Source organism: Enterobacter cloacae complex sp. 342H5 (genome assembly GCF_050030905.1).
In the GTDB taxonomy this organism is placed as follows: domain Bacteria; phylum Pseudomonadota; class Gammaproteobacteria; order Enterobacterales; family Enterobacteriaceae; genus Enterobacter; species Enterobacter intestinihominis.
The window spans coordinates 3,678,367-3,704,613 of sequence record NZ_JBLGVB010000001.1; the positions used below are offsets into that span (position 1 = coordinate 3,678,367).

Annotated in this window: 26 protein-coding genes and 1 pseudogene; 2 read left to right on the forward strand and 25 right to left on the reverse strand. The window is 57.6% G+C overall.

Annotated features, from left to right (window positions below):
- Positions 1 to 207 precede the first annotated feature (207 nt).
- The 7 genes from ACQG03_RS17555 to tkt form a co-directional block, all read right to left on the reverse strand.
- A complete protein-coding gene (locus tag ACQG03_RS17555; protein ID WP_022649327.1) occupies positions 208 to 918 on the reverse strand; it encodes a nucleoside/nucleotide kinase family protein in 711 nt (236 codons plus the stop codon).
- Entirely contained in the window at positions 915 to 1,424 is a 510-nt protein-coding gene (locus tag ACQG03_RS17560) for an MltR family transcriptional regulator (protein WP_022649328.1), read from the reverse strand. Before ACQG03_RS17560 ends, ACQG03_RS17555 begins: the two co-directional genes overlap by 4 nt.
- A 15-nt stretch (positions 1,425 to 1,439) precedes the next feature.
- Complete coding sequence (glpX, locus tag ACQG03_RS17565) at positions 1,440 to 2,411, reverse strand: class II fructose-bisphosphatase (protein WP_038416695.1); 972 nt, start codon at positions 2,409 to 2,411, stop codon at positions 1,440 to 1,442.
- Positions 2,408 to 3,685: a zinc-binding dehydrogenase gene (locus tag ACQG03_RS17570; RefSeq protein WP_063163571.1), complete on the reverse strand. Its 1,278-nt coding sequence runs from the start codon at positions 3,683 to 3,685 to the stop codon at positions 2,408 to 2,410. The genes glpX and ACQG03_RS17570 overlap by 4 nt, the downstream gene beginning before the upstream one ends.
- 23 nt (positions 3,686 to 3,708) lie before the next feature.
- Entirely contained in the window at positions 3,709 to 5,088 is a 1,380-nt protein-coding gene (locus tag ACQG03_RS17575) for a PTS mannitol transporter subunit IICB (RefSeq protein ID WP_063139245.1), read from the reverse strand.
- A 27-nt stretch (positions 5,089 to 5,115) separates the two neighbouring features.
- Positions 5,116 to 5,559, reverse strand: a complete 444-nt coding sequence (gene cmtB / locus ACQG03_RS17580) for a PTS mannitol transporter subunit IIA (RefSeq protein ID WP_063163572.1) — start codon at positions 5,557 to 5,559, stop codon at positions 5,116 to 5,118.
- A gap of 314 nt (positions 5,560 to 5,873) precedes the next feature.
- Positions 5,874 to 7,865 carry a transketolase gene (gene tkt, locus ACQG03_RS17585; RefSeq protein ID WP_022649333.1) on the reverse strand — a complete coding sequence of 664 codons (1,992 nt, stop codon included), beginning with the start codon at positions 7,863 to 7,865 and terminating at the stop codon, positions 5,874 to 5,876.
- A gap of 272 nt (positions 7,866 to 8,137) precedes the next feature.
- On the opposite strand from tkt, the gene ACQG03_RS17590 reads away from it, so the two are divergent.
- Positions 8,138 to 8,896, forward strand: a complete 759-nt coding sequence (locus ACQG03_RS17590) for a M48 family metallopeptidase (RefSeq protein WP_003860073.1) — start codon at positions 8,138 to 8,140, stop codon at positions 8,894 to 8,896.
- A 45-nt stretch (positions 8,897 to 8,941) separates the two neighbouring features.
- On the opposite strand, the gene ACQG03_RS17595 is transcribed toward ACQG03_RS17590, so the two are convergent.
- The 14 genes from ACQG03_RS17595 to ACQG03_RS17660 form a co-directional block, all read right to left on the reverse strand.
- The gene (locus tag ACQG03_RS17595; protein ID WP_063147409.1) at positions 8,942 to 10,582 is read right to left on the reverse strand and encodes a thiamine pyrophosphate-binding protein; all 1,641 of its coding nucleotides are present in this window, start codon (positions 10,580 to 10,582) and stop codon (positions 8,942 to 8,944) included.
- 13 nt (positions 10,583 to 10,595) lie between these two features.
- Positions 10,596 to 12,065, reverse strand: coding sequence for an aldehyde dehydrogenase (locus ACQG03_RS17600; RefSeq protein ID WP_063147408.1), 1,470 nt, complete (start codon positions 12,063 to 12,065; stop codon positions 10,596 to 10,598).
- A gap of 9 nt (positions 12,066 to 12,074) precedes the next feature.
- A complete protein-coding gene (locus ACQG03_RS17605) occupies positions 12,075 to 12,845 on the reverse strand; it encodes an aspartate dehydrogenase (protein WP_023306904.1) in 771 nt (256 codons plus the stop codon).
- 9 nt (positions 12,846 to 12,854) lie between these two features.
- Complete coding sequence (locus ACQG03_RS17610) at positions 12,855 to 13,649, reverse strand: SDR family oxidoreductase (protein WP_058646124.1); 795 nt, start codon at positions 13,647 to 13,649, stop codon at positions 12,855 to 12,857.
- Positions 13,633 to 14,403: an alpha/beta fold hydrolase gene (locus tag ACQG03_RS17615; RefSeq protein ID WP_063147407.1), complete on the reverse strand. Its 771-nt coding sequence runs from the start codon at positions 14,401 to 14,403 to the stop codon at positions 13,633 to 13,635. Before ACQG03_RS17615 ends, ACQG03_RS17610 begins: the two co-directional genes overlap by 17 nt.
- Before the next feature lie 9 nt (positions 14,404 to 14,412).
- Complete coding sequence (locus ACQG03_RS17620) at positions 14,413 to 14,943, reverse strand: cupin domain-containing protein (RefSeq protein WP_022649339.1); 531 nt, start codon at positions 14,941 to 14,943, stop codon at positions 14,413 to 14,415.
- Positions 14,944 to 14,953: 10 nt separating this feature from the next.
- Complete coding sequence (locus ACQG03_RS17625; protein ID WP_108458248.1) at positions 14,954 to 16,117, reverse strand: MFS transporter; 1,164 nt, start codon at positions 16,115 to 16,117, stop codon at positions 14,954 to 14,956.
- Between the two features lie 25 nt (positions 16,118 to 16,142).
- Positions 16,143 to 17,330 (reverse strand): NAD(P)/FAD-dependent oxidoreductase, encoded by a 1,188-nt coding sequence (locus ACQG03_RS17630; RefSeq protein WP_063163573.1) that lies wholly within the window; start codon positions 17,328 to 17,330, stop codon positions 16,143 to 16,145.
- Positions 17,327 to 18,253 (reverse strand): VOC family protein, encoded by a 927-nt coding sequence (locus tag ACQG03_RS17635; RefSeq protein WP_038416706.1) that lies wholly within the window; start codon positions 18,251 to 18,253, stop codon positions 17,327 to 17,329. The genes ACQG03_RS17630 and ACQG03_RS17635 overlap by 4 nt, the downstream gene beginning before the upstream one ends.
- A gap of 78 nt (positions 18,254 to 18,331) precedes the next feature.
- A complete protein-coding gene (locus ACQG03_RS17640) occupies positions 18,332 to 19,120 on the reverse strand; it encodes an IclR family transcriptional regulator (RefSeq protein WP_032671673.1) in 789 nt (262 codons plus the stop codon).
- Between the two features lie 12 nt (positions 19,121 to 19,132).
- Positions 19,133 to 19,882, reverse strand: coding sequence for an SDR family oxidoreductase (locus tag ACQG03_RS17645; RefSeq protein ID WP_063163574.1), 750 nt, complete (start codon positions 19,880 to 19,882; stop codon positions 19,133 to 19,135).
- A complete protein-coding gene (locus ACQG03_RS17650) occupies positions 19,882 to 20,904 on the reverse strand; it encodes an aromatic ring-hydroxylating oxygenase subunit alpha (RefSeq protein WP_017692695.1) in 1,023 nt (340 codons plus the stop codon). Before ACQG03_RS17650 ends, ACQG03_RS17645 begins: the two co-directional genes overlap by 1 nt.
- A gap of 10 nt (positions 20,905 to 20,914) precedes the next feature.
- Positions 20,915 to 21,223 (reverse strand): recombinase-like helix-turn-helix domain-containing protein, encoded by a 309-nt coding sequence (locus ACQG03_RS17655; RefSeq protein ID WP_022649346.1) that lies wholly within the window; start codon positions 21,221 to 21,223, stop codon positions 20,915 to 20,917.
- Complete coding sequence (locus tag ACQG03_RS17660) at positions 21,220 to 21,543, reverse strand: Rieske (2Fe-2S) protein (RefSeq protein WP_063163575.1); 324 nt, start codon at positions 21,541 to 21,543, stop codon at positions 21,220 to 21,222. Before ACQG03_RS17660 ends, ACQG03_RS17655 begins: the two co-directional genes overlap by 4 nt.
- Before the next feature lie 415 nt (positions 21,544 to 21,958).
- Here ACQG03_RS17660 and ACQG03_RS17665 point away from each other — a divergent pair.
- Positions 21,959 to 22,290: pseudogene (locus tag ACQG03_RS17665) on the forward strand (MFS transporter); the annotation flags it as partial.
- Between the two features lie 76 nt (positions 22,291 to 22,366).
- On the opposite strand, the gene speB reads toward ACQG03_RS17665, so the two are convergent.
- The 4 genes from speB to ACQG03_RS17685 all read right to left on the reverse strand — a co-directional run bounded on the left by speB (position 22,367) and on the right by ACQG03_RS17685 (position 25,853).
- A complete protein-coding gene (speB, locus tag ACQG03_RS17670; RefSeq protein ID WP_017382921.1) occupies positions 22,367 to 23,287 on the reverse strand; it encodes an agmatinase in 921 nt (306 codons plus the stop codon).
- A gap of 214 nt (positions 23,288 to 23,501) precedes the next feature.
- Complete coding sequence (speA, locus tag ACQG03_RS17675) at positions 23,502 to 25,478, reverse strand: biosynthetic arginine decarboxylase (RefSeq protein WP_022649348.1); 1,977 nt, start codon at positions 25,476 to 25,478, stop codon at positions 23,502 to 23,504.
- An 8-nt stretch (positions 25,479 to 25,486) separates the two neighbouring features.
- Positions 25,487 to 25,618 carry an acid stress response protein YqgB gene (gene yqgB / locus ACQG03_RS17680; protein ID WP_057979949.1) on the reverse strand — a complete coding sequence of 44 codons (132 nt, stop codon included), beginning with the start codon at positions 25,616 to 25,618 and terminating at the stop codon, positions 25,487 to 25,489.
- A gap of 94 nt (positions 25,619 to 25,712) precedes the next feature.
- Entirely contained in the window at positions 25,713 to 25,853 is a 141-nt protein-coding gene (locus ACQG03_RS17685) for a hypothetical protein (protein ID WP_418251239.1), read from the reverse strand.
- Positions 25,854 to 26,247 lie beyond the last annotated feature (394 nt).

Consider the following 26,247-nt stretch of genomic DNA (forward strand, 5'->3'; position numbering starts at 1 on the left):
ACTGCGATTGATTGGTCAATTGTCGAACATTTAATCGACTGAAACGCTTCAGCAAGAATAAGCGAATCGGGGAATAAAAGGAATCTCTGTCCAGATTAAGAGCGATTTTATCTGATCTCCATCACATTTTTCCGGAATAATCCCTTTTCTTCCCGCCACGTAAAACGCGGCGGGTTGAACGGTGCCCCCATGGAAAGCCGCGAAAGATCAGACGAGTCGGTATTCGCCATTTGCCGACATCATCAGTTCCACATTGGCAGAACGGCTGTGACGCAAAACACGCTCCACGTTTGGCCCGTCGGTGCGCGCATAAAACGCGTCGGCGTCGGCCTGAGAGAGTCCCCCGGCCAGCTTACGCCCTACCAGACGCGTACGTAACGCTTCAGCGGGCGCGCGAATGAACAATGAAAAATCGCAGTATTCCATCAGCGTTCGCCATCGTTCGTCATCAAGCAGCAGCCAGTTACCCTCAACAATCACGACAGGGGCCGTTACCACAATAGCCTCTTCGACAGGATCGTGCGTTTGTCGGTCATACTGCGGCCAGGTACTGTCGCCTTCTTTTATCTGCCGCAGATGTTGCGCAAGCCTGTCGACATCAAAGGTCTCGGGCGCGCCTTTGTACGCACGCAGGTTATGGGCCTCAAGCCACGCGTTGTAGTGATGAAAACCATCCATCGGCAACGTCTGGATCGGCGGCATCCCCTCCATCTGACGAGAGAGGAATTCCCAGAAGGCGGTCAACGTGGATTTGCCCGTCCCGGGCGGCGCGCTGAGAAAAACAATCGTACGTTTGCTGGCGCTGGCAGAATGCAGTTTCGCCAGTTGCCGCAGCAAAGGCTTATGAACATTTTCGATTTCGTCATCAGGGTAATGTGCTTCTACATGTAGCCCGTTAACCGTTAGCCCAATTTTCACGGCGTCAGTTCCTTTAAAATTGTCGTTACCGCCAGGGTGAGCGCCGTCTTGATCATTGCGGTAAAGCGCACCTCAGACCATGCGGCAAAGTCAGCAAATTTCATCGACTCCAGCGCGCTGAATAACGTCGCGTTACGGGTGATGCAATTAACGTTGCTGATAAAATCCCAGGTGATGTCATCGGCGAAGCCAGGGATCGTATCCTGCTCTTTCAGATACTGATAAAACTGCGAAAAATGCGTAATGTCGGCGTAGAGCCATTTTTCCATTTTCCCCAGCGCATAGATCAGGCGTAACGCCACATCAATGTCATCAAGCGGCCCACTCCGGGCGAGTAACGGCTTCACTGCATATTCCACGATCTCTTCATCGTTATCGACAAACAGCGACGGCAGAAAACATTTAATGCCCTGGAGCAAAAAAGACTGTGCCGTCGTCATGAATGCGAGGAGGTTATTCTGAGCATCCAGTTGCTCAAGCACATCGTCTTCTGTCAGCGTCGTCATTTGTATCTCGATAAATCACCGTGAATGCAGAGAGTCTATTATATTACACGTTCGATCTGCGCCGCCGATCAGTAAAGTTTGCGTGCGCACACCCTTCGCAACCTGTTGAATACCTTTAACCAGTTCGCCGCCCGTCACGCCCGTCGCGCTGAACAGGATGTCATTGCCCTTTACCAGTTCGCTAAGGGTATAGATACGATTGACTTCCACTTTCATCTCCGCACAGCGGCGGTGCTCCTGCATGGCGACCCGACGGTTCTCAGGACTCTCCCCTTTCGCTTCACAGAAATCGATCAGTTCCGCCTGCATATCGCCGCCCAGCGCTTTCACCGCGCAGGCGGAGATCACCCCTTCCGGCGCGCCGCCTGTGGTGTACATCAGATCATAAGGATTATCCTGTAAGCAGGTCAGTACGCTGGCAGCGACATCGCCATCGGGCAGCGCAAACACTTTCACGCCCAGCTGCGTCGCCTCGGCAATTGCATTTTGCAGGCGCGGTTTGTCCAGCGTCACCATCCGCAGATGCTCCAGCGGCTTGCCCAGCGCCCGGGCAACGTTGCGAAGGTTTTCTGCCAGCGGGAGATCGAGGCTGATTGCCCCGGCGGCCGCTGCGTTAACCACCAGTTTTTTCATGTACATATCAGGGGCATGAAACAGGCTGCCCTCAGGCGCAAACGCCATCACTGCCAGAGCATTGCTTTGCCCCATCGCCACCATGCGGGTGCCCTCTATGGGGTCGACGGCAATATCTACCGCCGGGCCGACGCCGCTTCCAACCTCCTCACCAATCCACAGCATTGGCGCATGGTCAATCTCACCTTCGCCGATGACGATACGCCCGCGAATCGCTATCGCATTTAGCGCCTCGCGCATGGCGGTTACCGCCAGCCCGTCGATTCGGTTTTTATCGCCGCATCCGGTTTGCGGCCAGGCGGCCAGAGCCGCCTGTTCCGTAACGCGAAAGAGCGGCCATGCCAGAGACATCATGCTGCCGCCTCCCCAATATCCACCCCAAACTTCGCCAGCAAATAGCGCTCTGCTTTTTCATTCCAGATGCCGTGAGTCTCTTCCACAAGCCTTGCCAGCTCCCGGAAAAGCGGATCGGTTTTACCCTTTTCGGCAAAATCGGCAATGGCCGTTAACGGCATGGTGACACCGTTATAGATAAGCTTCTTGCCTCCAGGAATGTCCGGCAGGTTGAGTACCGTATGCGGCACCGCATCAAGGCCGCCGATGTGGGTCACCATAAACGACGGCTGAAGCTGGCCCGTCGCACTCAGCGCAATCGCCTCTTTCATGTCCTCCGTCGAGCCGCCGGAGGTGCCCACCACGTGGGTACTGTTGTAATGGACGTTGTAAAAATTAAACGGCACCTTGAAATTGCTGTCCGTTGGTCCGGCGAAGAAATTCAGGCACCCGTCCTCGGCGAGAAGATCGTCTGCCAGTTCAATGACCGTCGGAACCGCGGCATAGACAAACACGTCGTCGAAGCCGACATTGTCAGTTAATGCGCGTAACGTAGCGGCCGGGTTCTCCAGTACAGAGGTATTGACATAGATAAGCTCAATACCCTTTTGTGCCGCCAGCTCAACCGGCAGGAGTTTTTCCGCCTGCGCAAGGCGGGCCTCATCAATATCTACCACCACAACGCGCGACGGCTGAATCCCGCCGTTAATCGCATAATCAATAGCGCCAATTCCCATCGGCCCGGCGCAGGCCAGAAGCGCAATATTACCTCCCGGTTTCACACCCATCCGGTGCTCATAGACATATTGCGTCGTATGATAATTGGCGTTATACGCGCCGATAATGCAGCACATGGGTTCCGCCAGCGAAGCTGCCGCAAAATAGGAGCCGTGATAAGGTAAAACGCAGCCCAGATTAATCGCGACTTCTGGAATAATCATATACGTCGCATTGCCGCCAAAATATTCATAGCTGTATCCAGCGGAATAACCGCTTGGCAATCCCATTGCCGGTTGTAAAACAAAGCGCTGACCTTTTTTATATTTCCCGACAAGGTTTTTTCCGACCTCAGCAATCACCCCGGCACATTCATGTCCGGTAATGACCGGATGATTTTCCAGATCGTCCGGCACACGTTTATGTTCACTGCCTAATTTGGCTGCCTTCCAGGTGGATAAACAAACGCTGTCGGAAATTACGCTCACCAGCAGTTCATTGTCGCTTATTTCGGGCAGTTCAAATTCGCGGATACGAACATCCTGCTTGCCATAAATGGCAGCCACTTTCGTTTTCATAATGACTCCAGGAACCAGATAGATTAATTCGCCGTTAGATGCTTAAATAATTCGTCAAGATTCGGATCGCCGAGATAGTTTTTTATCAACACTAACGGTTTGTCACTGACCCGTTTAGCGCGCCCCTCCAGGCTGGCATGGGTAACAATAATGTCCGCGTCGTCAGGCACATTTTCGATGGCATAATGTTTTACTTCGATATTTTGTCCGGCTTTTTCCAGGCGCTTCCGGAATGTCGTCGCGCCCATAGCGCTGGAGCCCATTCCGGCATCGCAAACAAAAGCGATATGCTTAACATCCTGGTAAGAAAACTTGCCTTCCTGCTTCATGGCTTTAACGGCGTTGGCAGAATCATTGAAAGTATCTTCCGTTTCAGCTTCGCTATTTTTATCCATCTTCAGGATAAAAGAGGCGACCGCAAAGGTGACCAACGTGCCTGCCGTTACGCCAGCAATCGTGGCGAGGAATGCGCCTTTAGGCGTTAACGCGAGGTAGGCGAAAATCGAACCCGGACTTGGGCCAGCCACCAGTCCACCGCCTAACAGGTTAAATACCCACGTCCCGCTCATGCCGCCAGCAATCATCGCAATCAGCGTCAGTGGTTTCATCAGTACGTAAGGGAAATAGAGCTCATGAATGCCGCCTAGGAAGTGAATGATCATCGCGCCGGGGGCTGACTTTTTCGCCATTCCTTTGCCGAAAAAAGCAAAAGCCAGCAGCAGGCCTAAACCCGGCCCGGGGTTGGAGGCCACCATAAAGAAGATGGATTTACCCGTCTCGGAAGCCTGCTGCATCCCCAGCGGATAATAAACCCCCTGATCGATAGCGTTATTTAAAAACAGGATTTTTGCCGGTTCGTTAATCAACGACAGCAGCGGCAAGTAGCCTGCATGTACCAGTGATTCAATACACTCTTTAATAAAGTTATTGGCAATCGACACCGCAGGACCGATGACTTCAAACCCCAGCAGGCAGAGGATCATGCCCGCAATACCCAGCGAGAAGTTGTTGATGACCATCTCAAAACCCGCTGGAATGCGTTTATCCAGCATTCGGTCGATATGCTTAATCACCAGGCCGCCGAGTGGCCCCATGATCATTGAGCCGAGGAACATAGGTATATCCGCGCCGATGATCACGCCGATAGTGCCGATCCCCCCCATCACCGCCCCACGTTTGCCGCCAACCAGGTGTCCACCGGTAGAGCCAATCATCACCGGCAGTAAATAGGTGATCATCGGTCCGACAATTTTGGCGAAATGCTCATTTGGCATCCATCCGGTTGGTATAAATAATGCGGTAATAAATCCCCAGGCAATAAAAGCGCCAATATTCGGGATGACCATTGCAGTCAAAAAGCCCCCAAAAGCCTGGACCTTTGCACGAGCAGACTTGTGTTCCATAATAATATCCTGTAAAGGAGAGAATAATTATGCGCGAGCGATAATATCCGCCAGTTGCTTTTCTGACTTAGCGATTAACAACGCCGACAGCATATCTTCTTCACATAATAATTCGCTTAATGCCTGGATAGCGTCGATATGTGAATCCGCATCCGCCGCAGATAAACCAATGAGTAATTTTACTGGCTCATCGTCGTCGGCAAACTGCACTTCCTGTTTAAGAAGCGTTAATGACATACCTGTTTTTAAGGCACCGCACTCCGGACGGGCATGAGGCATTGCTACACCCGGAGCGAGAATGTAATAAGGACCATTAGTGAGCGTCGAGGTTTTAATTGCTTCAATATAATCAGCGTTAATACAATGATTTTGCAGCAAAGACGACATGGAAAAATCAATGGCTTCCTGCCAGTCCTTTGCTGCGGATTTTATTGATATTGAGGATTCAGGGAAATAATCAATTAACCGCATATATCATCCTTATTTTATTTTTAGGGTACAACGTATCGCTAAAAACAAAATACGCCTGCGGTAAAATGAAATCAAACGGAGAGAAAATAGCGAGCATATCAGAGTGGATTTTAATAAAACGAATAAAAACAGATCGTTAAAAATAAGAAATTAAAAAGCAAGTCTATATATGTGATATCCATTGCAAATTAAACATATTATAACTTTTCGTATTTGTGATGGAAATCACCAAATATATGTTGTTAACACCAAAGAAAATACCACCAAAATAAAAACGGGCCGCCTGAGCGACCCGTTTTGCCTCACGGAGAGATTTACAGCAGTTCTTTCGCTTTAGCGACAACGTTCTCAACGGTGAAGCCGAACTCTTCGAACAGCAGCTCTGCCGGAGCAGATTCACCGAAGGTGGTCATACCGACGATAGCGCCGTTCAGGCCCACATATTTGAACCAGTAATCAGCGATACCCGCTTCCACTGCCACGCGAGCGGAGACCGCTTTAGGCAGTACAGATTCGCGGTACGCGGCATCCTGCTTGTCGAACGCATCGGTAGACGGCATGGAAACCACGCGCGCTTTCACGCCTTCAGCAGTCAGTTTTTCCCATGCGGCAACGGCCAGTTCAACTTCAGAACCGGTCGCGATAAAGATCAGCTCAGGCTGGCCCGCGCAATCTTTCAGCACGTAACCACCGCGGGCGATGTTTGCCAGCTGCTCTGGGGTACGTTCCTGCTGCGCCAGGTTCTGACGGGAGAGGATCAGCGCAGTCGGGCCGTCCTGACGCTCAACGCCGTATTTCCACGCCACCGCAGATTCAACCTGGTCACATGGACGCCATGTGCTCATGTTCGGGGTCACGCGCAGGGAAGCCACCTGCTCTACCGGCTGGTGAGTTGGACCATCTTCGCCCAGACCGATGGAGTCGTGGGTGTAGACCATCACCTGACGCTGTTTCATCAGCGCAGCCATACGCACGGCGTTACGTGCATATTCCACAAACATCAGGAAGGTAGAAGTGTACGGCAGGAAACCACCGTGCAGAGCGATACCGTTGGCAATCGCAGTCATACCGAATTCACGTACACCATAATGGATGTAGTTACCGGCAGTGTCTTCGTTGATTGGCTTAGAGCCAGACCACAGGGTCAGGTTAGATGGCGCCAGGTCAGCGGAGCCGCCGAGGAATTCTGGAAGCAGAGGACCAAACGCTTCGATCGCATTCTGAGACGCTTTACGGCTGGCGATTTTAGACGGGTTCGCCTGCAACTTCGCGATGAACTCGTTCGCTTTCGCGTCGAAGTCAGACGGCATGTCGCCTTTCATACGACGGGTGAATTCAGCCGCTTCCTGTGGGAAGGCTTTCGCGTAAGCCGCGAACTTCTCGTTCCAGGCTGCTTCTTTCGCCTGGCCCACTTCTTTCGCATCCCACTGCGCGTAGATTTCTGATGGGATTTCGAAGGCAGGGTGTTTCCAGCCAAGCGCTTCACGGGTCAGTGCGATTTCCGCGTCGCCCAGTGGTGCGCCGTGGGAGTCGTGAGTGCCCGCTTTGTTCGGAGAACCGAAGCCGATGATGGTTTTGCACATCAGCAGGGACGGTTTGTCGGTCACGGCGCGCGCTTCTTCTACGGCACGTTTAATCGAGTCAGCATCGTGGCCATCAACGCCGCGCACAACGTGCCAGCCGTAGGCTTCGAAACGTGCGGCGGTGTCGTCAGTGAACCAGCCTTCAACGTGACCGTCGATGGAGATGCCGTTGTCGTCGTAGAACGCAACCAGTTTACCCAGCTTCAGGGTGCCTGCCAGGGAGCACACTTCGTGAGAAATGCCTTCCATCATGCAGCCGTCGCCCAGGAACGCATAGGTGAAGTGGTCAACGATGTCGTGGCCAGGACGGTTGAACTGTGCCGCCAGGGTCTTCTCAGCAATCGCCATACCCACGGCATTCGCAATGCCCTGACCCAGCGGACCGGTAGTGGTTTCAACGCCAGCGGTGTAGCCCACTTCCGGGTGACCTGGAGTTTTGGAGTGCAGCTGACGGAAGTTTTTCAGCTCTTCGATTGGCAGATCGTAGCCAGTGAGGTGCAGCAGGCTGTAGATCAGCATAGAGCCATGGCCGTTAGACAGCACGAAACGGTCGCGGTCTGCCCATGCCGGGTTCTGCGGGTTGTGGTTAAGGAAATCACGCCACAGGACTTCGGCGATGTCAGCCATGCCCATAGGGGCGCCCGGGTGGCCGGATTTGGCTTTCTGTACTGCGTCCATGCTCAGCGCACGAATAGCATTAGCAAGCTCTTTACGTGAGGACATTTTAACTCCAGATCGGACTGTTAAAGGCCATGCCCTTGACGACAGCGCGTTTTGGGCTACGCCGGAAAAAAGTGCCAACAATGTAACCCAAGCCGCAGGGCATGTACATGGACCATTCTTTTGCAGCTTAAGAAATCTCTGGATCATGCTCGCATGTTGCGCAATCTACTCGCCCGCCCCTGTAGATATTCCTTATACTTAGCCCGACACCGGCTTCGTTGACGGTGCATTTTTCGGAATTAATTCAGATTAACGAGTACGGAAGCAACATCATGAAAATGCGTGCAATTGGGCTGGCTGTGGGAACAACGCTCCTGCTAAGCGGCTGTCAGAATATGGATTCTAACGGCCTGATGACCTCAGGCGCAGAAGCTTTTCAGGCCTACTCATTGAGCGATGCGCAGGTGAAAGCGCTGAGCGACGAGGCCTGTAAGGATATGGATGGAAAAGCTACGCTTGCCCCGGCAAACAGCACCTACACGCAGCGTCTGAACAAGATTGCTTCCGCGCTGGGCGACAACATTAACGGTCAGCCGGTGAACTACAAGGTGTATATGGCGAAAGACGTAAACGCCTTCGCGATGGCTAACGGCTGTATCCGCGTTTACAGCGGCCTGATGGACATGATGACCGACAACGAAGTGGAAGCGGTGATCGGCCATGAAATGGGTCACGTTGCTCTCGGTCACGTGAAGAAAGGGATGCAGGTTGCGCTGGGCACCAATGCCGTGCGTGCTGCGGCGGCCTCTGCGGGCGGCATTGTCGGCAGCCTGTCCCAGTCGCAGCTGGGCGACGTGGGTGAGAAACTGGTTAACTCCCAGTTCTCCCAACGTCAGGAGTCGGAAGCGGATGACTACTCTTACGATCTGTTGCGCAAACGCGGCATCAATCCATCGGGTTTAGCCACCAGCTTCGAAAAACTGGCGAAACTGGAGGAAGGCCGTCAAAGCTCCATGTTTGACGATCACCCGGCCTCCGTTGAACGCGCGCAGCATATCCGTGACCGCATGGCGGCAGACGGAATTAAATAAAACTTCGGCCCGGTGCGCGCCGCGCTACCGGGCAACAAGGCTCAATCAGTACAGCGTTTTCTGTGGCGGCCCGGCAAACTTAAGGGCGCCAATCTGCCCCATCCGCACCTCAACCACCGACGGCCCCGGCATCGCCAGCGCTTCCGTCATCACCGCATCAAAATCCTCGGCCCGCTCAACGCTCCAGGCCTGTAGCCCAATCGCCTGCGCCAGCAGGGTAAAGTCCGGTGTATGCAGTTCGTTATAATACTGACGCCCGCCAAAATATTTATCCTGAATACCGCGCATTACGCCGTAGCCCCCGTCGTTCATGATGAGCAGCGTCACGTTGGCTTTCTCCTGCGCCAGCGTCGCCAGCTCGCCTAAATTCAGGCTCAGGCCGCCGTCGCCCACCAGTCCCACCACCCTGCGCTGCGGGTTAGCAATCGCGGTGCCGATGGCCATCGGCAGTCCCATACCAATCGCCCCGGCGAGGGAGTGAATGTTCAGCAGCGGACCGTTAGCCCTGAACAGGCGGCTACCCCACAGGCTGCCGGACACGGTGATATCGCGCACCAGCAGGCCGTCTTTCGGCAGGGCTTTTTCTATGGCGTCGTTAAGCTTCGCATAGGCGCCGCACTGCTCGCGCAGCCCCTGCTCAGCTTGCCCGACCGCCTGCTGCACCTGCATATCCCACTGCGCGTTGCCCCACTCGCGGCCCTGCACTTTTTCAGCCAGCGCGCCAAGCACCGCGGAACAATCGGCTATCAACGTGCTATCCATCAAGTAGTTACGGCTGGCTGCCGCCGGGTCGATATCAATCTGCACGCGCGGGGACGGCAGCTCAAGCGTCCAGGAGCGGGTTTCGTTGCTGCGCAGACGTGAACCGGCGACCAGCGTAAAATCACACTGCGCAATCAGCGCCTCCACCGACGGCGAGTTGTGGAACGCCCGCAGGCTGGCGCGGTGGTCGTCCGGCAGCACGCCGCGCGCGTGGGTGCTGGAAATCACGGTGATGCCCGCATCCGCCAGTTTTTTCACCGCCTCAGCGCTTCCCAGCGCCCCGCCGCCCAGCCACAGCAGCGGCTGTTTCGCCTGTTTGAGCTGCGCCCACAGCGCGTCAACCATCCCGGTATCCACGGCTGGAACCGATGCCGGTTTTACCGGGGCGGTTACCAGCGACAGCGGAATTTTGGCGCCCTGAATATCAATCGGGATTTCCACCGAGACCGGTCCGCACGGCGGGGTCTGCGCGTCCTGGATGGCTTTATGCAGAATGGCTATCGCCTGATTCGTATTGCTGATACGGTACGCCCGTTTTGAGCTGGCCTTCAGGAAGGTCAGCTGGTCGCGGGTTTCATGGATAAACCCGGTGTCGGCGTCCAGCCAGGCTTTCTCTACCTGCCCGGTTAAATGCAGCAGCGGCGTGCAGGCATTCATCGCTTCCACCAGCGCGCCTACCGCGTTCCCGGCCCCCGCGCCGGTGCTGGTCAGCGCCACGCCGAGGCCGGAAAAGCGCCCGTGAGCATCGGCCATGGTGACGGAACCGGCTTCACCGCGCGCGGGTACAAAGCGGATATTGCCCCGCTGCCCAACCGCATCCGCTATCGGCAGGTTGTGAATGGAGATGACGCCGTAGATAGCCTCAACCTGATACTGCTCCAGCGTTCTGGCGATGGCGTCGCCGACGGTTATCATTTCGCTCATTGCTCACCCTTTCTCAGTCGCACCAGTGGTTGACGCTGTTACCCGTCGCCAGATAAATGCTCTTTTGTTGCATCCAGGCTTTCAGCCCCTGGATACCCTTCTCACGGCCCAGACCGCTCTCTTTAAAGCCCCCGAACGGGGTCGAAATCGCAAAAACTTTGTAGGTGTTGATCCACACCGTGCCTGCCTCCAGCTGCTCGCTGAGACGCAGGGCGCGCCCGGTATCGCGCGTCCAGATCCCCGCCGCCAGGCCGTAAACCGAGTCGTTCGCCTCGCGAATAAGCGCCGCTTCATCGCGAAACGGCATCGCCACCAGCACCGGGCCGAAGATCTCTTCCTGACATGCGCGGGCGCTGTTGTGTAGCCCTTCGATAATGGTTGGCTGGAAGAAGCTGCCGTTTGCCAGAGCGGGATCGGCGGGGATCTCGCCGCCGCACAGCACGCGGCCCCCTTCCCGCTTCGCCAGTTCGACGTACTCGATCACGCTCTGGCGATGTTTTTCGCCGATCAGCGGTCCTACATGGACGCCGTCGGTAAACGGATGCCCGACGCGCAGCCCGCGAGTTAATTCCAGCAGCCTCGCCATCAGCGGGGCATAAATACTCTCGTGGATAAACAGCCGCGATCCGGCGATGCACGCCTGCCCCGCCGAGCTGAAAATGCCGTAGCAGATCCCGCGCGCCGCCTGTTCGATATCGGCATCCTCCAGCACGATAGTCGGCGATTTGCCGCCCAGCTCCAGCGAGGCCGGGATCAGTTTTTCCGCCGCCACGTGCGCCAGATGACGGCCCGTTGTGGTTCCGCCGGTAAAGGAAATTTTGCGCACGCGAGGATGACGCGCCAGCGCATCGCCAATCACCGAGCCTTTGCCCGGCAGCACGCTCAGCAGCCCGGCGGGCAGCCCGGCCTGTTCAAAAATCCGCGCCAACTCCAGCGCCATCAGCGGCGTGGCTTCGGCGGGCTTGAGGATCACCGCGTTCCCGGCGGCAATCGCCGGTGCGACCTTCTGCATTTCGCTGGCAATCGGCGAGTTCCACGGCGTGATGGCCGCCACCACGCCAAGGGGCTCGTAGCGGCTCAGCGTCAGCAGATCCGGCTGGCGCGGTGTCGGAAGTTCACCCTCCAGCAGCTCGCAGGCGGCGGCAAAGTAGCGCGCCGTTCCCGCCGCGCTCATCACCAGCCCGCACGCTTCCGCCAGCGGCTTGCCGTTATCCCGGCTCTGCATCTGCGCCAGTTCATCCACACGGGATTCAATAAGATCCGCCACCTTGTGCAGGATCTTCGCCCGCACGTGCGGCAGGCTGTTACGCCAGGCGGGATCGCGCCAGGCGCGCTCTCCGGCGTCTACCGCCTCCTCCAGGTCATCCAGACTGGCGGCGTTCAGCGTCGCATTGAGCGACCCGTCTGCCGGGAAGTGGCTCTGCATCGGGTTACCTCCGCCGTGTCGCCACTGGCCGCCGATAAAAATCTTCAGATCGTCCATCGTCACTCCTCAGCTCAGGGCCAGTTCGCGGCAGGCGCGCACCGCGCTCAGTGCCGCCAGGGTGGAGGTTTTAGGGTTAGACGCCAGCGGCAGCCCGCTCAGCTCCAGATGGAATTCGCCAAACAGCCCTTCGACGTGCAGCGTGTGGGTGTTACGTTTCGTTGCCGGGTCAACCATCAGCTGCACGCGGGTGTCATCCATCCCGACGCCGCCGAGCGCCACGGTCGCCGCTACGTTGGCGTTCGCCGGGAACAGCCGCGCCGCCTCGCGAGCGCTGCCTTCAAAAAAGACCTTTGCCTCAGCCACTGAATTCAGATCGATAAGCTGCTCGGCATAGCTGCCGCGCCAGCTGGCCGGGCTTTTGCGCGACTGATAGGTGACGCGTTCAAGCCCACCCTCTTTCGCTGCCGCCAGCCCGTCGATACCGGCCACTGCACCGGAAAGCAGAGTCAGTTTTCCGCCCGCGGCGAGCAGACGCTGCTCCAGCGCGCTGTCCGCCAGCGCGCCGGTGGAAATGACGGCCAGATGCCAGCCGCGACGCAGGATCTCTTCCCCGTACTGGGCCACCGCCTGCTGGCTGGCGCATTCCAGCACCAGATCCGGCGTTTGCGCGCACGCCATTGGCGACGTCAGCGCCTCGACCGCATCGCCAAACTGGTCGTGAATGGCGGCATGGTGAGACGCGCGCGCCACGATCCAGCCGATAGCCACACCGGCAGGCAGGCGCTCAATCACCGCCTGCGCCATGGCACCAAAACCAATCAACATTACCTTTTTCATGATGCGTCCTTACAGATGGCGACAGAAGCCGCCGGAAACGTCCAGCGCGGCGCCGGTGGTAAACGAGGCCAGCGGCGAGGCGAGGAACAGCAGCGCCTGCGCGGGCTCCTGCGGCTTGCCGAGGCGCGCCATTGGAATGCCGCGCTTGCGCGCGATATTCGCCGTCCACTCCTGCCAGCTCTGGCTTTTGTCCGCCCGGTTTTCAAAGCGGCGCTGCCACTGGCCGGACTCCACCATGCCGAGCAAAATGGAATTGACGCGAATGCCTTTACCCACCAGCTCTTTCGAGAGCGTCAGCGTCATGTTCAGCAGCGCGGCACGAGCAGCGGAGGTAGCGATCATGTGCTCCTCCGGCTGTAGCGCCAGCAGGGAGTTGACGCAGGTAACAGAGGCAATGTCTGACTGCTCCAGCAGCGGCTGAAACGCCTGCACCGGATTGATGACGCCAAACAGCTTCAGCTCTGCCTCGTGCAGCCACGCCTCGCGCGGGGTGTCATGGAAGTGCGCCACGTAGCCCTGCCCGGCGTTGTTGATCAGCAGATCAGCCGCGCCAAAGCGCGCCTGCACCGCATCCGCAAAGGCCTGAACCTCGTCGGCGTTCAGCACGTCGCAGCGGTAAGAAAAAATCTCCCCGTGGGGGAATTCGTTTTGCAGCGTCGCATGGGCGCTGGCGAGCCGATCCGGGTCACGGCCGCAGAAGGCGACTTTCGCCCCTTCACCCAGCAGCAGGCGCAGCGTTTCAAAGCCAATGCCAGAAGAACCGCCGGTGACTACCGCTACGCGCCCGTCAATTTGTGCATTCATCGCGCACCTCTTCGTTAATGCGTAAAAGCTGTTGGTTGAAAAACACGTCGTTATCGAGATAGCTGGCGTGCCCGGCCTGCGGAATGGCGGTAAACGGCATGCCGTAGCGCAGCGCCAGCCCCTGCACCAGTTCGGGCTGCGTTATCGCGTCCTGCTCGCCGCACCAGACTTCAAACGTGCCGGAGTATCGTTTAAGCCAGCCGTGAATGTCGTCATTCGCCAGCATCCACGCGGCGGCAAGGTAGCCTTCCGGGCGCAGCGTGCGCATGCCCGCCGCGACGGTGGCGATATCTTCCGCGCGCGCGCCGGGGCGCAGCAGCTTCGCGGCACGGGTCTGGGCGAGGATTTCGCCGCCCAATGCCATCTGCTGCTCGCGGTTGCGCCAGACCTGCTCCCGCTGCTCCGGCGCGGCATTGCCGTAGCCCTGCGCAGCGTCGGCCAGTACAAGATGAATGACGCGATCCGGGAACTTCGCCGCAAAGGCACTTGCGACCAGTGCCCCCAGGGAATGGCCAACCAGCACTGCCTGCCAGACACCGGCGCGGTCGAGCATCGCCGCCAGCGCGTCGGCGTAATCCCCCGCGTTTGCCCGCGCGACGGCCAGCATCGGGCTTTCGCCATAACCGGGCATGTCCCACGCCAGCACGCGAAAACCGTTCAGCGCCATCTGCTTGTGCCAGGACGCAGCGCCAGAGCTGATCCCGTGTAGCAGCATCAGCGGAATGCCGCTTCCCTGTTCACGAAAACCCGTCATGGCGCCCCCTTAGTTCCGCTTCACTTTCGAGAGCGGATGGTCGGACGGATAGGTCGGGATTTCCGGCTTGTTGGTCCCCAGCATGACGCACATCAGCGCTTCCTCTTCCCCGTGGTTAAACAGGCCGCGATAGATGCCCGGCGGGACGGAGATCAGGTCACGCTCGCGCAGCACCGTTTCGGTGTAGTTGTCGCCATCCTGGATCATCAGCGTGATTTGCCCCTTGAGCATGAAGAACACCTCTTCCACGTCGTCGTGCAGGTGCAGCGGCCCTTCGCACTTCGACGGCAGTACCATGGTGGAGAAGGTGAAATGGTCCGCCTGCACGGTATTGGTGTCGTTCGCCACGCCGGTTGCGCCGGTGCCGATGTAGCGCATCTGCGCCCGGCGGTATTTCGGGTCAAAATCGGCCTGGAACTTCAGCGCGTTCCAGTCGTATTTACGGCCTTCGAAGCGCGCGATGCGCGACTCGACCCACTCTTCCATCGTCAGATGGTCAGGTTTGATGCCCGTTTTGTGGGTTACGGTTGAATCAGTCATGACACTCTCCTCAGTAACGTCTCAGCAGCGGCAGTAACAGGACGCAGCCCACCGCCGCCATCACCGCCAGAAAAATCAGCCCGGAATCCATGCTGTGGGTGAAGGCGATAAGCGCGCCCATCACCGCCGGCGACAGCGCGCCTGCAAAGTTTCCCAGCCCGTTGAAAATGCCGCCCGCCGTGGCGCTCACCCGGGGATGGGTGGCCTTCGCCAGCAGGGCGAAAATGTTGGGCGCGCCGGTGCCCCACATAAAGGTGCTGAAGCTCATCGCCGCGATGACGGCGAGCGGGGTATCGAGGTGCATCACCGCCGCCAGCATGGCGATGAACGGCATCGACGACAGCCAGCCTGCATGCTCAAGGTGAATGCCTTTGCCTTTGATCAGGTAGCCCGGCAGCCAGCCGTTGATGCCCCACAGGTAGGTCAGGAACGCGATGTTAAAGATGCAGATGATCCAGAAATGCGGGCTGACGAACAGCTCGCGCCGCGCCGCGCGCCGCTCGTCCTGAGACGCCTGCGAAGTGCCGGGTTTAGCCTCCAGACGGATCCCGCGCAGGCCGATGCGTACAAAGATAAGCACCGGCACGGTAAGCATGGCCATGACAAAGAAGGTGCTCTGCCAGCCGAAGGTGTTCAGCAGCCAGAGGGAGAGCGGGAAGCCAATTGCCGCCCCTACCGGCGTGCCCAGCAGCCACAGCATGGTGGCGCGCGCCTGTAAATGCTGCGGGAAGTTGTGGCGCACGATGGCGAAAGCCAGCGGGAACAGCGGCCCTTCCGCCACGCCCAGCAGGATGCGCAGGACGATCATCAGCGTGTAGTTATGGGTAAAGCCCATCGCCACCATCAGCACGCACCACACAGCCATCATCCCGGTGAGCAGGCGCAGCGGCGCAATTTTGTCGCCTAAACCGCTCAAAAATACCGACGAAAAGCCGTAGCTCAGCAGGAAGGCGCTCATCAATATGCCGAGGCGCGTGGTGTCGAAATCAATGCCCATCGCCTGCTGGAAATGGGTATCCGAAAAGAGCGCCGCGATGCTGATTTTGTCGAAAAACGCCAGCAGCACGCAGGCCAGCAGCGACAGCGGGATGGCCCAGCGCACCGCTTTTTCGGGCGTGCGGGTCCCCTCACCGCTCGCCTCAACCGGCGCGGTGTTCGTCTCTAGTGTGGTCATCTCTCCCCCTACGGGTGCGGGTTAGCTATCGCAGTGACATCAGTGAAAATGTCGGGTCGGCAAGCGGTACGTTCGACAGATCCCGCCCCGCCGCCATCCAGCGCTTCGCCAGCTTGACGGTGCGCGCATCGTTGAACGCCACCAGCTGCGTCAGCCGCCCGTTTTCATCCAGCGAGAAGAACAGCGCATCTTCACGCACTATCGTTTTACTCTCCGGCTGCGGAATACCGAGGATCTGAATATTGTGCTGATATTGATCCGACCACAGCCACGGCGCGTCGTCATAACCTGGCGCATCGCGGTTGAGCATCGCTTTCGCCGTCGCCACCGCCTGATTCTGGGCGAAGGCCCAGGACTGGATGCACAAGCCGTAGTGATGGTGCTGGGCGACATCTCCTGCGGCAAAGATGAATGGATCCGAGGTGCGTCCCTGGGCATCCACCACGATCCCGCGCCCGGTTTTCAGCCCCGCATCAAGCGCCAGCTCCAGATTGAGATCGACGCCGATCCCGACCACGACCGTATCAAAGGTTTCACGGTTGCCGTCGCAGTGGATGACCGGCAGGCCATTATCGTCCTCCAGCTCCAGCGCGCCGCAGCCGGTACGGATCTCCACCCCCTGCTCGCGGTGGATGGCCTCCAGGCGCTGGGACACCTCGCTGCTCACCGAGCGCATGCACACCGCAGGCTGCTGCTCGAACAGGGTGACCGCCACGCCGCTTTTCCGCGCGGAAGCGGCAATCTCAAGGCCAATCCAGCCGCCGCCGATAATCGCCAGTTTGTGACTTTCCGCCAGACGCGCCTTCAGACGTTGCGCGTCCTGCCAGTGGCGCAGGGTATAAACCTGCGGATGGCTGGCCCACGCCTGCGAAGGCAGGCGCACCCGCCCGCCGGTAGCGATTAAAAGGATGTTGTAACTAAGACGTTCGCCGTTGCTTAAACGCACGATTTTCTCTTCACGATCGACTGATTCAGCACGCAGCGGGCGGTACCAGATCAGGTTCAGCGCCTGCTGCGCTTCTTCGCTAAACAGCCGCGGAAGCGCGGAGTCCGGCTCCAGCAGAGACGCTTTTGACAGCGGCGGCCGCTCGTAGAAATCCCATTCCTCTTCCGCCACCACGCAAATCTCGCCGTCGAAGCCCTCGTCACGCAGGGTTTTCGCCGCCCAGCCGCCCGCCTGGCCGCCGCCGATAATGACAATGCGCGATGTCATACCGCCTCCGGCTTTTTCTGCTGACGGCGCGTGTCGTGGTCAATCCCGCCCTCCACCGCCCATTCGGTAAAGGAGACCAGGGAGTGCTCCAGCTCGCGCGGCTGCCAGTTTTCGGTCAGGTAGTCGTCGTTGGTGTAATACTCAAACGCGCCGCCGGTCGGGCTGTTGACGTACCAGAAATACGCCGACGACACCGGATGGCGGCCCGGCCCGATAAAGGTGCTCCAGTCATGTTTATTCATCGCGATACCGCCGCCGATCACCTCGTGGATGTCGCGCACGGTGAAGGCCACGTGGTTAAGGCCGCGCTTGCGGTTCGGCAGTTGCAGCAGGAACAGGTTGTGATGGCCGCCACGCGCCCCGCAGCGCAGGAACACGGCGCGGTTGATATAGCGATCCGAGACCTGGAAGCCGAGCACCTCGCGGTAGAATTTCTCTACTGCCGCCAGCTCTTCCACGAAGAACACCACATGCCCCACGTTGATCGGCTGGGCGCGATCGTAAACCGGGCTGGGTGTGTCGATACGGCGGGCGTCGCCCCACTGGTTTATTGGCTCGACGTTAAGCTCCACGTCGGTCTGCTGGGTCACCTGCACGCGCAGCGTCATGCCGTTCGGATCCAGGCATTCCAGCGCGTCGCCCACTTCACGAAAACCTGGCTGTTGCGCCAGCTTCGGGCGCAGCGCATCCAGCTCAGACTGGCTGGCAACCGCCCAGGTCATGCGGCGCAGGGTGTTGCCCGCTTCAAACGCGGGCGGCAGGTCGGGGCTGTCGATCGGGTTAAGCTCCACGCGCGCGCCGCTCAGGGTGGTGAAACGCTGGCCGCTGGCATCGCCCGTCAGGCCAAAATCACGCATAAATTTGGCGCAGTGCGTCAGGTCTTCCACACCAAATTCCAGCTTTTCAATTCCGGTTATACTCATCGTTCGTTGCCTCATCTGGCCCAGATTGGGCGTAAAACATGCCCGACGCAGTCAAGCGCCTGACGTTAACTCACTGATTTAACTGGCTTGTGACAGATACCCTAAGAAGCCAGAAATTTTATCCGCCGCAAGGCGAACCTCGTTTTGCAGGCGCTCGCGGTCGCTCAGTGGGATCTCCTCCGACGGCACCAGAATGCTGACCACCGCCGCCACGCGGCCGCTTCGGTCATACACCGGGTAGACGATGGAAGAGATGCCGTGGCGGAAGAAGGATTCGCCGATGACATACCCGCGGGCTTTGTCCTGCTGCACCATCTGCCACAGGGCTTCACGGTCGTGAAGCTGCCCCGGCGTGTTGCCCGGCAGGCGCTCATGCGGGAACAGCTGTTCGAAATCAGCGCGGGAAATATCGGTCAACAGCATGCGGCCCAGCGAGGTGCAGTGCACCGGCAGACGGGTACCAATGCTGACCTGGTTGATACGCGACCCGGCGGCGCTGACGCGGGCGATATAGATAATGTCGCGCCCGTCGCGGATCGCCAGATGGCTGCTGCACTGGCTCACGTCGCGCAATTGCTCGATCACCGGCTGGCCGACCTGCGCCACGTCCAGCGAGGCGATGTACTCAAAGCCAAGACGCAGCACGTTCATGCCCAGCGAAAAGGTATTGGTGCGCGTGTTGCGCTCCAGAAATCCCATGTACTCCAGCGTCTGTACCACGCGATAGGCGGTGGCCTTCGGCATATCCACCAGCCGATGCAGTTCGGCAAAGGTCAGATCGCGATGCTGCTCGCCAAAGGCCAACAGCAGCTGTAAACCGCGCTCCAGCCCCGGCACCAGATACTTCACTTCCTGATCGTTTGCCATCATCGCCCTACCTTAGTTAAATACAAAACCGCCGTTGACCGGGATCAGCTGTCCGGTGATGAACCGCGACAGATCGCTTAACAGCCAGACCACGCTGCCGGTGACGTCTTCCGGCTGCTGCGCGCCCGTTAACGCACGGCCGTTTTCGTATAGCTGATGCCGTTCGGCGGGGACATATTCCGTCGCCTCGACGCGGGTTAGCCCCGGCGCGATGGCGTTAATGCGTATACGCTTTTCACCCAGTTCGCGCGCCATTGACCGGGTCATGGCAATCACGGCGCCCTTGCTGGCGACGTAGGCCATCAGGCGCGGCGCGCCCCACAGCGCGGTGTCGGACGCGACGTTCACGATGCCCGCCCCCTCGCGCAGCAGCGGTACGGCGGCGCGCGTTACCAGCCAGGTGCCTTTGACGTTGACGCTCATCACCCGATCCCAGAGATCCGGATCGTAATCGAGCATATTTTTGCCGCCGACGCCCGTCGCCATCGCCGCGTTGTTCACCAGACCGTCAATCTGCCCCTGCTCGCCAATCGCGCTGAACACCTGCTCAATGGACTGCGGATCGGCCAGATCGATAACGTGCGATTCGATCGCATATCCCCGCTCGCTCAGCCGGTGGGCGCTCTCGGCCAGCTCGCCTTTGAGGATGTCGCACATCACCACCGCCGCGCCCTGCTCCGCGCAGGTTTTGGCAAAGTGAAAGCCCAGCCCGCGCGCGGCGCCGGTTATGACGATGCGCTTACCGCTCAGCAGCCCGTTCATCAGGCGGCCCCCTGCTGTGCTTCACGCATCGCCAGCTGCTCTTTGGCGGCCTTTTGCATCATGCGACGCAGGCGCGAGAGGCCAACGTCGTGCTGATACAGGTATTCATGATCGCGGGCGTTTGGCGCCAGGCTCTCCAGCACCACGCGGTCCTGCTCCAGCACTTCCCAGTGCAGTTTTTCCAGCCGGTTGCGGTACATGAAGCGCCACATATCGCGCTGCCAGCCCTGCACGCGGCGGATGCGCCAGAAGAAGACGCGGCAGTTGTCGTTATCTTCCGGCACCACCATGCCGACGATAAAGAAGTGGCCGCCCGGCCCGAAACGCTTCTTGTACGGAATGGAGAGACGCATCCAGCAGGTGCCGCTGTTGCCCAGCTCCACCCAGTCGAAGTTGACGCCGCTCTGCCCTTTCTTCTCAAAGATAAAGCCGGTTTTGGTCGGCTGGAGCACCATGTCGGCCTTGCGATCCCCTTCCGCCATTGAGTGCGAGGAGGAGTGCAGATAGGTGCCGTGCATCGGGTCCATCACGTTTTCCAACGCGTACTGGTAATTGCATTTCCACGCGGCGGTGCAGAGGAAGTTGCTGAAGTTTTCCGTGTCGGCGAGTTCATCCGGGAAGGTCAGTTCGTCCGGCTGCTGATCCGCGGTGACGCCAAACCAGAGGAAGATGGCGCCGTGCGCCTCCTGCACGTTATAGCTGCGCACGCACTGCTGGCCGACCAGCGGACATTTATCCACAGCGGGCACGTCTTTCACCTCGCCGTTGCCCGCCACCTCTACGCCGTGATACCAGCAGGCGATGCGGTCGCCGAGGTTCCAGCCCATCGACAGGCGCGCGCCGCGGTGCGGACAACGGTCCTCCAGCGCCTGCACCTGGCCGTCTTTGTTGCGCCAGACCACAATCTGCTCGCCCAGGCGGGTGATGCCCACAGGAGCAGACTGCACTTCCCAGCTCGCCAGCACCGGATACCAGAGGCCGCGCAGGCCTTTATCCAGATAGTGTTGTACGGTCGTTGTCATCGCATTGCCCTCAGTAGCCGTTAACCTGTAAGAATGCCTGGAAGCTGGCGTCGCTCCACGGCTCGCCCTGCTGGTCGTGCATGCGCACCGCGTTCAGCCCGTTTACCAGCTCCGGCAGGGTTTCAACGCCCTGTTCGAAGAGCTCTTCCAGCGTCGCAATCAGCTTCACCTCCCAGCTTTCCGGCTCACGGCTGCGGGTCTGCCAGATCAGGTTCTGGTACTCGCCCGGCTTGTGAATGGCGCCATTACCGCCCTCTGCCGGCGGGGTAAACTGGCGGCTTTCCGGCAGCGCCGGGTTGTAGTTCAGCGTGTCGCTCATGCCACGGTCTCCTCAACAAAGGTAATCTGAATCTTATTTTCAAAGACCCGAACCGGGTAACGGTTGAGGTTGCGTCCTCCGGGGCCGTGCAGACACTGGCCGGTTTTGACGTCGAACACCGCCTCGTGCAGCGGGCATTCCACCTTGCCGTCTTCTACGAAGCCCTGACTCAGCAGGGCATAGGCGTGGGGGCATACGTCTTCCAGCGCGTAATATTCACCGTCGATCAGGTAAACGCCGATCTCTTTCCCGTCGACGTTGCCGCTAAAAGGGAAATCTTCCTGTACTTGTTCTGCGTCACATACGCCTATCCAGCTCATCACGATCCTCCAGGCTTTTGTTTCATATATGAAACTCTGTTTCTTATTTAATACGGTCAATATAAAAGCGATGAATGTTTCGTCAAGTGACAATGTGACGAATTTGTTAATCGATCGGCAATTAATTAACTAAGTGTGCAAGGGATCACGAAAAAATGCAGCGATATGAAATTTTCATTATTACAGCGTGAGAAATACGTTTTTTTAATGGTCTCTTATTTTGAATAAAAGATATTGACTTCCTTTCTTTTTACTCTTTAAAAATAAATTAACGTCACCTCTTTCGCGTTTCACCGGTGAAACTGATTTTTAATTTATCTTTAATAAACAATGAGTTTCACAGGTGAACCATTTTAGCTCCGTGACAATCACATTGATGAAAAATATAAGTTACAAAAAACGTAAGGCGGACATGATGACGGCAAGATGGCAAGGCACGATTGCGCTTTTATTACTCATTATTATTTCGTACGTCGATCGGATAATTATCTCGGTAATGATTTTAAACCCGGAATTTGCCGAACATTTTCAGTTAAATGAAAAAAGAATGTTACAGGGCCTACTCATGACTGTTTTCTTCTGGGTTATGGTTTTTCCGCTCTATTATTAACGCCGGTTATTGAAAGCAAACTTCATTATCGGCAGGGATTATTAAGCAGCATTGCGATTTGGGCCGCGGTCTGCGCGGTTTCGCCTTTGTTAGGCTCGCTGACGGGAATGGTCATCGCCCGCGAAATAACCGGGGTTTGTCCACACCTTCACGCTGGCCTGGGGAATGTTGCTGCTGCGCATGCGGCGCGCAGCAGCAATCAGCGCGTAAGGCTTATTCGCCTTTTTTCGCTGCCTGGATGTAGAGCATTTCCAGCGCCAGGGTCGCCGCGGCCAGCGCGGTGATCTCGGACTGGTCATAGGCCGGAGCCACTTCCACCACGTCCATCCCGACAATGTTAAGATCCTTCAGGCCGCGCACCAGCTTGATGGCGCGGTCTGACGTCAGGCCGCCGATCACCGGCGTACCGGTACCCGGTGCGAATGCCGGATCCAGGCAGTCAATGTCGAAGGTCAGGTAGACAGGCATATCGCCGACGATCTGCTTAACCTGAGCCAGAATATCGTCCACGCCGCGATCGTTCACCTGGCCCGCGTCGAGTACGGTGAAGCCGTTGTCTTTGTCGAACTCGGTGCGGATGCCGATCTGCACGGAGTGGTTCGGATCGATCAGGCCTTCTTTCGGCGCGGTGTAGAACATGGTGCCGTGGTCGAATTCGCAGCCGTTCGCGTAGGTGTCGGTATGCGCGTCAAAGTGCACCAGCGCCATTTTACCGAAGTGCTTCGCGTGGGCGCGCAGCAGCGGCAGTGTCACGAAGTGGTCACCGCCGAAGGAGAGCATGCGTTTACCGGCCGCCAGTAGCTTCTCGGCGTGCGCCTGCAATTTTTCGCTCATTTCGCGCGCGTCACCGAAGGCGTACACCAGATCACCGCAGTCCACCACGTTCAGGCGCTCACGCATGTCGAAGTTCCACGGGAAGCGGTTGTGCTCCCAGGCCAGGTTGGTGGAAACCTGACGGATTGCCGCCGGGCCATGACGTCCACCCGCACGACCGGACGTTGCCATGTCGAACGGTACGCCGGTGATCACCCAGTCAGCATCGCTGTCGTAAGGCTGGAAGTTCATCGGAAGGCGTAAAAAACCAAACGCGTTAGATACCAGAGAATTATCGTACTGATGACCTAAAGTGCTCATGTCCTGACCTCTTATAAAGTCGATACATTAAAAACAGATGAAAAAAAATCCCCTCCGCGTCGTTAAACCCGACGAGGAAGGGATTGATTCGTAAATCGCATAGTGGGGCGAATTATCGCCGTTAATTCATACGGGTTCAAGTGAGTATAGGGCATTGTGCGGCCTTTGCCCCTCACCCTAACCCTCTCCCCAGAGGGGAGAGGGAATAAAAAGCTTATTCGTCTTCCAGGTAGGTGTAACCGTACAGACCCGCTTCAAACTCTTCCAGGAACTGCTGCTGCAAGGCATCGTCCAGACCGGTGTTTTTGACCTGATCGCGGAACTGGGTGAGCAGTTTTTTCGGATCCAGCTGAACGTATTCGAGCATATCCGCCACGGTGTCCCCTTCGTCGGACAGCTCAACCTCCACGCTGCCGTCAGGGAAGACAAACACGTCAACCGCTTCGGTATCACCGAACAGGTTGTGCATGTTGCCGAGGATCTCCTGATACGCACCCACCATAAAGAAGCCCAGCATTGGCGGGTTCTCCGGATCGTACTCCGGCATTGGCATGGTCGTAGCGATACCGTCACCGTCGACGTAGTGGTCAATCGCGCCGTCGGAGTCACAGGTAATGTCCAGCAGCACCGCGCGGCGTTCAGGCGCATGATTCAACCCTTCCAGCGGCAGAACCGGGAACAGCTGGTCGATACCCCAGGCATCCGGCATCGACTGGAACAGGGAGAAGTTGACGTACATTTTGTCCGCCATACGTTCCTGCAACTCGTCGATAATCGGACGGTGTGCGCGGTTGCTCGGATCGAGCTGCTTCTGCACTTCATGGCACATGTTCAGATAGAGCTGCTCCGCCCACGCGCGTTCCTGCAGGCTAAAGGTCCCTGAAGAATAACCGACGTGAATGTCGTGCAGATCCATCTGGCTGTCGTGCAGCCATTCGCGCAGAGAACGACGCGTGCCCGGCTCGTGCATCTCCTGCCAGGTTTCCCACATGCTTTGCAGGGAACGTGGAGCATCGTCTGCCGGAGGCGTGGCTTCAGTGATTTCGCTGCGCTCAACGCCGATGATGTTAGAGACCAGCACCGTATGGTGCGCAGTGACCGCGCGGCCGGATTCGGTGATCACCGTCGGGTGCGGCAGGCCGTGCTCTTCGCAGGCATCGCCAATCGCCCAGATAATGTTGTTGGCGTATTCGTTCAGGCCGTAGTTGACCGAGCAGTCAGACTGCGAGCGTGTCCCTTCGTAATCCACGCCCAGGCCACCGCCCACGTCAAAGCACTGAATATTTACGCCAAGCTTGTGCAGCTCAACGTAGAAACGTGCCGATTCACGCACGCCGGTGGCGATGTCGCGAATGTTGGCCATCTGCGAGCCAAGGTGGAAGTGCAGCAGCTGAATGCTGTCCAGACGACCGCGCTCACGCAGAATTTCCACCAGCTGAAGCACCTGGTTCGCCGCGAGGCCGAACTTGGATTTTTCACCGCCGGAAGACTGCCATTTACCGGAACCCTGCGACGCCAGTCGCGCACGCACGCCAAGGCGTGGGATCACGTTCAGACGCTCGGCCTCTTCCAGCACGATCGCGATTTCGGTCATCTTCTCGATCACCAGATAGACCTTATGGCCCATCTTCTCGCCAATCAGCGCCAGACGAATGTATTCGCGGTCTTTATAGCCGTTACAGACGATCACCGACCGGGTCATGCCCGCGTGCGCCAGAACCGCCATCAGCTCCGCTTTGGAGCCAGCTTCCAGGCCCAGCGGTTCGCCGGAGTGGATCAGGGACTCAATCACGCGACGGTGCTGGTTTACCTTGATCGGGTAAACAAGGAAATAGTCGCCGTTATAACCATACGATTCCCGCGCGCGTTTGAACGCGGCGTTAATAGAACGCAGGCGATGTTGCAGGATCTGCGGGAAGCAGAACAGTGCAGGCAAGCGCTGACCCTGGGCTTCACGGGCTTTCACCAGCTTAGCGAGATCCACGCGCGCTTCCGGGACGTCCGGATCCGGGCAGACACTGATGTGGCCCAGCTCGTTAACGTCGTAGTAGTTATTGCCCCACCAGGCAATATTGTAAGTGCGCAGCATCTTGCTGGCTTCCTGGGAGCTCATCGCAACCTCCTGCATAGAACGTAGTACACCCTGTTCGCCTGCTGACGAAGGCGAAAGCGAAGACATGTCGTCAGACATAGCGAACCTCAACTCTTTGTATTAAGTGTAAAACAGTTGACTACTATCGCAGCGTTATACGGCGATAACAACCCATTAACGGCTCCATTTCCCAGCAGAGTATGCTGAAATCCAGACCGTGCGACCGGTTTCTTATTCATATCATTGTAAAACACGTATCCGAACTCTGTATGACAAGGTTCGGCGAAACCACGAGAAAACTCCTGTATTAACAAGAGCGCCCTTGTTCAGTTTTCACAAAGCGTGACCGGCTCTGGAATCCTGAGAAGCACCGAGATGGGTATAACATCGGCAGGTGTTTAGACCAGAAGTGCGGGTGGGAATCAAATGCGCGCCAGAACGGCTGCGCTGAATGAGCGGAAAACAATGGTTCATTATCTCGTATCACCTCCACGGCCGCCTCTGCTGAAACGGACCACAAGCCAAAGCTAAAAGTTCACTGCTTAACCCGGCTGGAAGTGGCGACACGATGTGTTCATCGAGCGCTTATTTTATATGAGCCGCGCGCCGCGTTTTATACCGAGAAGGTCGCTAAAAAGCAAAACAAAAATGCGCAGGTTGCCAGCGCCGTCAGGAAAAATTTCCAGCCGTGTTTTCAACGCAGTGAGAGGTGAGTCAAAAAAAACTGGAAATCGGGTGAAGAAGTGACCTAAAATAGACGTCCAGATGTTAATCCATCCATACCGATTAACACTCAGACTGCCAGTGTCAAAATCCTGCAGGCCTTGGTAGAATTATCTCCTTTGGCTATTCCACACAGCAGTTCGAG